The 8,589-nt window shown below is 32.7% G+C and carries 10 protein-coding genes; 5 read left to right on the plus strand and 5 right to left on the minus strand.

Annotated elements, in window-relative coordinates:
- The first annotated feature begins 296 nt into the window (after positions 1–296).
- The 4 genes from IC220_RS05315 (at position 297) to IC220_RS05330 (ending at position 2,103) form a co-directional block, all read left to right on the plus strand.
- Positions 297–614 carry an ECH_0659 family protein gene (locus IC220_RS05315; RefSeq protein WP_188153485.1) on the plus strand — a complete coding sequence of 106 codons (318 nt, stop codon included), beginning with the start codon at positions 297–299 and terminating at the stop codon, positions 612–614.
- Between the two features lie 95 nt (positions 615–709).
- Entirely contained in the window at positions 710–1,258 is a 549-nt protein-coding gene (locus IC220_RS05320; protein ID WP_188153486.1) for a head-tail connector protein, read from the plus strand.
- 13 nt (positions 1,259–1,271) lie between these two features.
- Positions 1,272–1,664, plus strand: coding sequence for a DUF3168 domain-containing protein (locus IC220_RS05325; protein ID WP_188153487.1), 393 nt, complete (start codon positions 1,272–1,274; stop codon positions 1,662–1,664).
- Positions 1,639–2,103 carry a phage tail tube protein gene (locus IC220_RS05330; protein ID WP_188153488.1) on the plus strand — a complete coding sequence of 155 codons (465 nt, stop codon included), beginning with the start codon at positions 1,639–1,641 and terminating at the stop codon, positions 2,101–2,103. The genes IC220_RS05325 and IC220_RS05330 overlap by 26 nt, the downstream gene beginning before the upstream one ends.
- Here IC220_RS05330 and ispH read toward each other — a convergent pair.
- Entirely contained in the window at positions 2,100–3,029 is a 930-nt protein-coding gene (gene ispH / locus IC220_RS05335; protein ID WP_188153489.1) for a 4-hydroxy-3-methylbut-2-enyl diphosphate reductase, read from the minus strand. The two genes, IC220_RS05330 and ispH, sit on opposite strands and share 4 nt — an antisense overlap.
- A 9-nt stretch (positions 3,030–3,038) precedes the next feature.
- Here ispH and IC220_RS05340 point away from each other — a divergent pair, with 9 nt between their 5' ends.
- A complete protein-coding gene (locus IC220_RS05340) occupies positions 3,039–4,577 on the plus strand; it encodes a peptidoglycan D,D-transpeptidase FtsI family protein (RefSeq protein WP_188153490.1) in 1,539 nt (512 codons plus the stop codon).
- 3 nt (positions 4,578–4,580) lie between these two features.
- On the opposite strand, the gene IC220_RS05345 is transcribed toward IC220_RS05340, so the two are convergent.
- From IC220_RS05345 to IC220_RS05360, 4 genes are all read right to left on the minus strand, one after another.
- Positions 4,581–4,934, minus strand: coding sequence for a hypothetical protein (locus IC220_RS05345; RefSeq protein ID WP_188153491.1), 354 nt, complete (start codon positions 4,932–4,934; stop codon positions 4,581–4,583).
- A 72-nt stretch (positions 4,935–5,006) separates the two neighbouring features.
- Entirely contained in the window at positions 5,007–5,294 is a 288-nt protein-coding gene (locus tag IC220_RS05350) for an ETC complex I subunit (RefSeq protein WP_188153492.1), read from the minus strand.
- A gap of 123 nt (positions 5,295–5,417) precedes the next feature.
- Positions 5,418–7,901, minus strand: coding sequence for a type I DNA topoisomerase (gene topA, locus IC220_RS05355; RefSeq protein WP_188153493.1), 2,484 nt, complete (start codon positions 7,899–7,901; stop codon positions 5,418–5,420).
- A gap of 219 nt (positions 7,902–8,120) precedes the next feature.
- Positions 8,121–8,294 (minus strand): hypothetical protein, encoded by a 174-nt coding sequence (locus IC220_RS05360; protein ID WP_188153494.1) that lies wholly within the window; start codon positions 8,292–8,294, stop codon positions 8,121–8,123.
- Positions 8,295–8,589 lie beyond the last annotated feature (295 nt).

Genomic DNA, 8,589 nt, shown 5'->3' on the forward strand with positions numbered 1-8,589 from the left:
TCATTATATATCTTATTGCATTAATAATCGCTCTAATATCGTGTTTTCTTGGCCTTCCTATTGCCCCTTGTGCAACGTATGGCTCTAGTATTTCCCATTCTTTGTCACTTATGTCACTTGGATACATTTTTTTACCTCTTAATTCTACATTTGCTTTAGTATATTTATCTTTTCATTTCTTTTCAAGACATCTTCTCAGGGAGTCTATATTTTGGGACTGTACACCTAGTGTATTTTTTACTTCGGTAATTCTTCTATTGTTATTACAATAGCAACAGTAATTGCGTTATGTAGGTATGAGGAAAAATTTTAAGAATAGTGAGAAAAATCTACAAGAATTCTACGATAAGATTGATGACATAATGACTACTAGTCAGGATAAGTTTGCGCATGAAATCGAGGATTTGACGTATGATAATGCACAAAAGTTTCGTAATTTACTTATTAAAGAATTAAACTCTATTTTTAAAAATATCCACTCTCAAAATGTAGATATATTAAAATCTAGTTTAATAAGTTATGCTGTGAACTCAAATTTTATTGCTAAAAAGGGGGAAACAGCTTTAATGCGTTCTCTTCTCAATGCAGTGGAGCACACAATCAAAAATTTATAAGTACAAGAATTAAAATTTCAAACACTTTTGTTTATACAAATGTTTGCGATACTAAAACACAAATAACTTAATTAGATAAAAAAGGGGGGGTTATAATGTTTACTTTATCAAAAAATCCGGTTGTATATGTGCAACGTAAATCTAAATCTGAGCCTTTTCCTGTGACTTTGGAAGGGGTAAAATTGTTCTTGCGTGTTGAAAATAATCAAGATGATGATCTAATTTTAAGTCTCATTGCCATGGCAACGGAATACGCTGAATGGCATATGGAGAAATCGCTAATGAGGCAGACATGGCAAGTTTCATATGAAGGCTATATACCACGTAGAATCTATCTAAGCTATGGCCCTGTTAAAGAGATAATATCAGCTACTGCAATAACATCCACAAATCAAGAGAGGCAAGAGATTAAGTACTATTTTAGCAACGTGGGAAGCTATGTTGAATTTCAGAGTTCTCCAAATGCAAAAGTGGTTAATGTTACATATGAGGCTGGTTATGATATTGTTCCTGAGCAGATTAAATTAGGAATTATACAGCATGTTTCTATACTTTATAAAAACCGTGAATCCGACGTGGGTAGCTACTTATCTGAGATAAAAAAGGTATATTCCCCATTCCGTAATCCAAGGGTTGTACTATAAAAGGAGGTTAATTATGGAAGAAATTCAAGCCATACATAATAGTATTTATTCCATGCTCAGGAAAAACACTAGCTTAAGGAAGTATGTTACTAATATTTATGATTACTTGCCTAAACAGGTTTCAACTCCCTATGTAAAGTTGCATATAGTAAATTATAAAAATTTACATATGTTATCTAATTTTGCTATTAAAGCAAGATTTTCATGTGATATATGCACCTATCACATAGATAGTATGTTCAATATTATAAAACATATTAACTTGATATTAAAAGATATTAAATATCTTGATATCGTAGAAAATAATTGCGTTATAAATCAGAATGATGAAATTTTACACTCGGTGATTAATTTTGATGTATTTTTTAAAGGAGTGAGCAATGAAAAAATTACAATTGAGAATTAAAGATTATGATAACAATTATGTTACATTAAATAACATAAGAAACTTAAGGTTTACTTTACGCAACAATAGAGAAGAGATAAAAGAAATCTCCTCTCTTGGTTGGCGAAAGGCATTAGATTATGCTGGAAGTCGATATATCACGATAAAAATCAACGGGATTTTAGACTGTATGATAGCTGATAGATTATTACATAACTCTGCTATGTTAAATTCTATTAATGATTATGAAATAAATTATGGTAACAAAGAGAAAATTAGTTTGCAATGTTCAGTTGAATTATATGAAAGATATTATGACCCTGCTGCTTTTGACAATTTTACTGTGATTTTAACAAGTACTGGAGTTGTAAATACATTCTATTCTAACGATAAAATTATCACCGAAAATCGAGATTTAAGGAACATAGGTTTGGGAGTGGGAAGGGGAGGGGAGTGTTAAATAGAACTTGGTATTTTAAATTGCACATTTTCGGTGAATCCATTTGGCATAACTGAAATTTTAATACTCATATTTGCTCTTAAGTTGTCTATCAGTTCATCCACTAGTATATCAGGAGCAGAGGCCCCTGCAGTGATTCCCAATTTTTTCACATCTTTTAACCAACTTTTATCTATACATTTATAGTTATCAATCAAATAGGCCCTTTTTCCTTTGGCGATACATAGATCTAATAATCGATTTGAATTTGAGCTATTTTTACTTCCTATAATCAATACTATATCTACAATCTCGGCTAATTTTTTAACAGCATTTTGCCTATTTTGGGTTGCATAACATATATCTTTTAAGTCAGGACCTGTAATGTTTGGAAACCTTGATTTCAGTATGGTTATGATTTCACGAGTATCATCAATGCTTAATGTTGTTTGTGTAACGTAAGACAGGTTATTTGGATCGTTCACTGCGCATGTATATGCATCTGCAACATTTTGTACTAAAGTTATAGGATTATTTACTCTGCCACGTATTCCTTGAACTTCTGGATGGTTTTCATGTCCAATTAAGATTAATTCTTTTCCTCTATCTTCATATCTCCTAGCTTCTTTATGCACTTTGCTAACTAATGGACATGTTGCATCAATCACTTGAATATTTTTCCTGCTTGCTTCATCCTCTATGCTTTGTGACACTCCATGAGCGCTAAATATTAATATTCCTCTAGGATCTTTAATTTCCTCAATGTTTTTGACAAAAATTACCCCTTGTTTCTTAAAATCCTCTATTATATACTTGTTATGAACAATTTCATGCAGCACATATACCTGGCGCTTATCCCGGTATTTTTCTAACGTAATAGCTAATATGTCCACAGCTCTCCTCACTCCAGCACAAAAACCACGTGGTTCAGCTAAGATAACTTCCATTTTTTCTATATGCTAAAAAATAAACTTCGCTCATTATGTTTTATAGTACCACTTTTTATCTTTTATATAATAATTATTTTTCGTGTATTCTCCTTAACATTTCATCATCCAGCTACTTTGGAAAATTCTGGAAGAAGCAATACTATATATAAACAACCCGACATTCTTGATAGAAATGGAGTGGTAATAGCAACAAATGTGCCAACAACATCACTTTATATCGATCCAACTAGAATAAAAAATCCCCAGAGTACAGCAGAGCAACTTTGCTCTATTTTTCACGATCTTGAATATGACAATGTATATAAGCTACTTACCTCAAAAAGAAAATTTGCCTGGATAAAGCGTCATTTAACGCCAAAAGAATCTCTAGCGATAAAAAGCACCGGCGTACCGGGAATAAATTTCTATAACGATGTAAAACGTATATATCCGTACAGTAACTTATTTGCACATGTACTTGGTTATACCGATATAGATGGTAACGGAATTGCTGGCATTGAGGCGTATATAAGCAAGAATCAGGAACAAAAACCACTCAAATTATCGTTGGATTTGCGCATACAAAATGTAATACATGATGAATTAACTAAAGCTATAGACAAGTATCATGCCCTTGGTGGAATAGGAATTTTCTTGGATGTGAAAAACAGTGAAGTTATTTCTATGGTCAGTCTACCAGATTTTAACCCTAATGTAATGAGTCAAGCAACAGATGTACAAAAGTTCAATCGTGCTACTCTTGGAGTATATGAAATGGGTTCAGTATTAAAGTTTTTTACAATAGCTGCAGCTCTCGATGCAAATGTTATCACAGTGAATGATATATATAATGTGTCAAAACCGATTACTATTGGGAAATACAAAATTTATGATTTTCATAAGTCTAAAATTGCCAACATTACTGTTCAGGATATATTCGTCAAATCATCTAATATTGGTGCAGCAAAAATCGCGCTTGATTTAGGCATTGAACAACAAGTTGAATACTTTAAAGCAATGAAATTTTTTTCCCCCTTGAAAATAGAAATACCGGAAAAATCTATGCCGATAATACCAAATAAATGGAGTGAAAGTACACTAATTACGGCATCTTATGGCTATGGAATTGCCACAACTCCGATGCATATTGCACAAACTGCAGCTGCATTGGTTAATGATGGAATATTTCACAATGCAACTTTAATTCTTGATAAAAAAAGTATAGGAGAACAGATAGTTACCCGGAAAACTTCAAGTGAAATAACAAAACTTCTGCGTATGGCAGTGACAAATGGAACGGGAAAAAGAGCAAATATAAAAGCATATGCAATAGGCGGAAAAACTGGATCAGCAGAGAAGGTTGTAAATGGTCAATACAACAAAAATGCAAATATAGTATCATTTATAGGAGTATTAACCACGTTGCACCCAAGATATATCATACTAATTGCTATCGATGAACCACAAGGGCTGTCATCCCACACAGGCGGAGTAATTGCAGCACCAGTAGTCAAAAACATTATTAATAGAGTAGCATCAATATTGAATATTGTACCTGAAATGTAGGCTTTATGCCTTTGCTGCCTTTATTACAATGTTAAATGTGTAATCTTGACTACTTTTATTAATGTGAAGAGAACCATCTTCTGCAAATTCACAATCTTCAAGACTCACTTCTAAAGAAATGTCTTTACCTTGATCTTTCATACTGAAACAAATTGCTGGCTTAAAAAAATCCACTACACTAGCTTTAACTTCCTTTGTGGTTTTTCCATCTGGTGAAGTTAAATAAGATGTCCAAATATCATCGGGATTAATATTTCCTTCATATTTATTGCATTGACCATCTATACAGAGAGAACTTTCAATTTCAAAGCCTCCAGCAGGCGCAGTATCAAAAAAAGCAAATAAATCACCTGGCATATAGTACTCCTTAATATTGAATAATATTTAATTAACTTTAAGTTTACATAATTAAAAATAAAATGCAACCTATCAGTTACTTATTAAAAAATTACTTGCGTAAGATTTTAGTGATTTTTTAGTATTTTTTGGCATATCAACTGTATACTTAGCATTACGTCTTTTTGCATAAGATATTGCCTTTTCAAGTGAATCAAACTTCAGCACAATTTGCTTTCTTGGATCTTTTGATCCCACCCAACCCATTAGAGGGTTAATATAATAAAGATTAGAAGATTCAACTTTAAGGTACCAAAGTTTTGTATTGCCTAAGCCAGATTGTGTTGCGGTTTTTGTTGGTTTATAAATCTTAACATTCATACATAAATTTATGTTAAATAGTTTTAATTATACATCATAATACGCTCTTTGTCAATCAAAATATGGCCTACTTTTACTACTAATCTGCCATCTGAGAAACAACAACTTGGACTTGTAGGAATTTTATGATGACTTTGCTGTACTTTTGCGCTTTGTCACTTTATTATTAATCAGCTCTATTGCTTTTTTGAAATCTATGTTTTTAATATCTGCATCTTTACCTAAAGCAACATTTATTTTGCCACATTTTATATAATATCCATATTTTCCATCGCAAATAATAATCTCTCTTCCTTGCTCATCAAAACCAAGAGATTTTAATTCTTTACGTGTGCTATTTGCAATAATTTCTATAGCTTCATTGAATTTAATGTTCAAAGCTTCCATAGGTCCTTTTTTTATGGAAAAATATTTACTATCATAAAAAACATAGTATCCAAATCGTCCAAGACCCACTTTTACTTCTTTTCCTGTGTCTGGATGTTCCCCAATTATTTTCGGTAAAGATAGTAATCCAGTTGCAGTGTTCAAATCTACATTCTCAACGTTCATGTCTTTTGGTATAGCTACTGCTTTTTTCTTGTCTGACTCACTATTAAACTGCAGATAAAACCCATAAGGACCTTTCTTAATCATAACTTCTTGACCAGTTGTGCTATCTATTCCCAGGCTTTTAGGGTACGTTAAATTCTCATTACCACTATCAGTAACTTCTCTGGTATAACGACATTCAGGATAATTAGAGCAGCCAAAAAATGCTCCGCTACGCCCAACATTCAATTTCAACATACCATCAGAACAAGTAGTACATTTTTTCTCTATATTATTTTTTTCTTCTTCTGAACAAAAACAGTCAAGAATTAAATCACTGATACCACCTAAAACTTCATCATATTCCATTTTTTTAACAGAACTAATATTGTCAAAAAATGGTAGCCAAAATTGACTTAGTACTTCTTTCCTCCTTGCATTGCCATTTGATATTAAATCAAGTTCTTCTTCCATGTGAGCTGTAAAATCGTATTCTACATAACGATTAAAAAATTTCTTTAGGAATATGGTAACAATTTTACCACGACTGCTAGGAAAAAACCTTTTGTTATCTAACACAACGTAATCACGGTCCTGCAACACTGAAATAATCATTGAGTAAGTTGATGGACGACCTATACCGACTTCCTCCATTTTTTTCACAATACTTGCTTCACTATAGCGTGGTGGGGGTTGCGTGAAATGTTGTTTAGGAGTAACAGAAATTAATTCACACGCTTCTCCTTCTTTCATAGCAGGTAATAACCCATCATCTTCGGCTTCCATATTATCTCGATAAACCTTATAAAACCCATCAAACGATATATTTGACCCGCTTGCTCTAAGTATTACTTTATGATCATGAGAACTAATCTCTACTATCATTTGGTCAATGATTGCTGACTCCATTTGGCTTGCAATAGTTCTTTTCCAAATTAAGTCATATAATTTAAATTGCTCTGGAGTTAAGTAATTTGCAATGCTATCTGGTGTTCTATTAATATCTGTTGGCCGAATTGCTTCATGTGCTTCTTGAGCATTTTTGACCTTTTTAACATATTGACGAGGAGATTTTGGCAAATATTTATCACCATATAATGACTTGATAGATCCTCGAATTGAGCCAATAGCTTCATCTGCAATATAAAATCCATCTGTACGCATGTAAGTAATCAAACCTACAGTTTCCCCACCAATATTAATACCTTCATATAAATTTTGTGCTATGCGCATAACGTTCTTTACGTTGAAATACAGTTTATTTACTGCATCTTGCTGTAGAGTTGAAGTAATAAATGGGGGAGGGGGGTTCCTCTTTATTTGCTTATTTTCTATTGTGCTGACAGTATACTGCCTCGATTCAATCTGTTTGACTAAGTTCTGTGCTTCTTCTTCATTCTTAATCGTGAATTTTTCTAACTTTGTATTGTCATAGTGGCTAAGCAACGCAAAGAAAGTCTCACTCGCACTATTCTGCATTTCTGCTTTTATACTCCAATATTCCTGCGATACAAACTTACTAATTTCATTCTCTCGCTCGCATATGAGTCGTAATACAACGGATTGTACACGACCTGCAGATTTACTTCCTGGTAGCTTTTTCCATAATATAGGTGAGAGAGTGAACCCCACTAGATAATCTAAATCTCTCCGTGTTTGTTGTGCATATACTAAATCCATATTTATTTTTCCTGGATTTTTTATCGCTTCCCGCACTGCATTTTTTGTTATTTCATTAAAGGCTATCCTGTAAATATTACTTTTATCACTAATTGCTTTTCTTTCTTTTAGCACCTCGACAATATGCCAAGCTATAGCTTCTCCCTCTCTATCTGGATCTGTTGCAAGGTATATGTCCAATTCTTTACTGGCAATTTTTACCAACTCTTTTATATATTTTTCTGCTTTTTCAATAATGATGTACTTTGTAGCAAAATCATTATTTGGATCAACAGAACCACTTTTTGCTGGTAAGTCTCTCACATGCCCAAAAGATGCCGCTACTTTAAATTTTTTATCTAAATATTTACCTATTGTTTTCGCCTTAGCAGGTGACTCAACTATTAATACCGCCATAATATTTTTTCTAATACTTTGAAAATGATATGTTGAGAAATATACAATGAAAAGTAAAAAATTCTTTAATTCATTTTTCTGGTATAAATTAAGTTAAGTTAAAGTAAGAAATAAGTGTACGAGATTTAGGATAGGAAGGGGATAAAAGCGCCAGTAGCGTACAGCTAAGTTCTCTTATTTTTTTTAAGAAAACTTATATCCTATTTTGTCTTTTTACAATCAACTTTTTGTGGTTGTGAGTATCTCTTCAGCAATTTTTTCTACGTCAGTATCTGTAAAATGCTGAGATATTTCTGGATATATATACTCTACAATTCCTGCAAGTGATGGAACTTTTATGTCTCCGGTAACCTCATCTTGGATGGTATAACCTCCTTCTAAGAAGTTCGTCATGAAAGTTTCAAAAATGTGTAATTGTATTCCTTCGTGAAGCTTTCCTTTTATATCATTCCAATATATAGGACGTTTGTTTGGAACAGAAGAATGTTTATCTAGGTAGTGTAGACATTCAAAAAGAAAGGAGTTATAATAACAATTTTTGAGAGAAGCTAAGGATGTTATACGACTTAAAAGATAAGCAATGGGAAAGGATAAAGGAGAGTTTACCCGGAAAGAAAGGGGATAGTGGAAGGAGTGCAAAGGACAACAGAAAGTTCATAGCAGCAGTGATGTGGATAGGGCGAACAGG

Source organism: Wolbachia endosymbiont of Pentalonia nigronervosa (assembly GCF_014534705.1).
In the GTDB taxonomy this organism is placed as follows: Bacteria; Pseudomonadota; Alphaproteobacteria; order Rickettsiales; family Anaplasmataceae; genus Wolbachia.

Bases quoted from the DNA above. Each gene is read 5' to 3' on its own strand.
- ispH (WP_188153489.1), bottom strand. From the start codon at position 3,029: ATGGAAGTTATCTTAGCTGAACCACGTGGTTTTTGTGCTGGAGTGAGG.
- IC220_RS05320 (WP_188153486.1), top strand. From the start codon at position 710: ATGTTTACTTTATCAAAAAATCCGGTTGTATATGTGCAACGTAAATCT.
- IC220_RS05350 (WP_188153492.1), bottom strand. From the start codon at position 5,294: ATGAATGTTAAGATTTATAAACCAACAAAAACCGCAACACAATCTGGC.
- IC220_RS05315 (WP_188153485.1), top strand. From the start codon at position 297: ATGAGGAAAAATTTTAAGAATAGTGAGAAAAATCTACAAGAATTCTAC.
- IC220_RS05345 (WP_188153491.1), bottom strand. From the start codon at position 4,934: ATGCCAGGTGATTTATTTGCTTTTTTTGATACTGCGCCTGCTGGAGGC.
- IC220_RS05330 (WP_188153488.1), top strand. From the start codon at position 1,639: ATGAAAAAATTACAATTGAGAATTAAAGATTATGATAACAATTATGTT.
- IC220_RS05325 (WP_188153487.1), top strand. From the start codon at position 1,272: ATGGAAGAAATTCAAGCCATACATAATAGTATTTATTCCATGCTCAGG.
- IC220_RS05360 (WP_188153494.1), bottom strand. From the start codon at position 8,294: ATGACGAACTTCTTAGAAGGAGGTTATACCATCCAAGATGAGGTTACC.
- topA (WP_188153493.1), bottom strand. From the start codon at position 7,901: ATGGCGGTATTAATAGTTGAGTCACCTGCTAAGGCGAAAACAATAGGT.
- IC220_RS05340 (WP_188153490.1), top strand. From the start codon at position 3,039: ATGCTAAAAAATAAACTTCGCTCATTATGTTTTATAGTACCACTTTTT.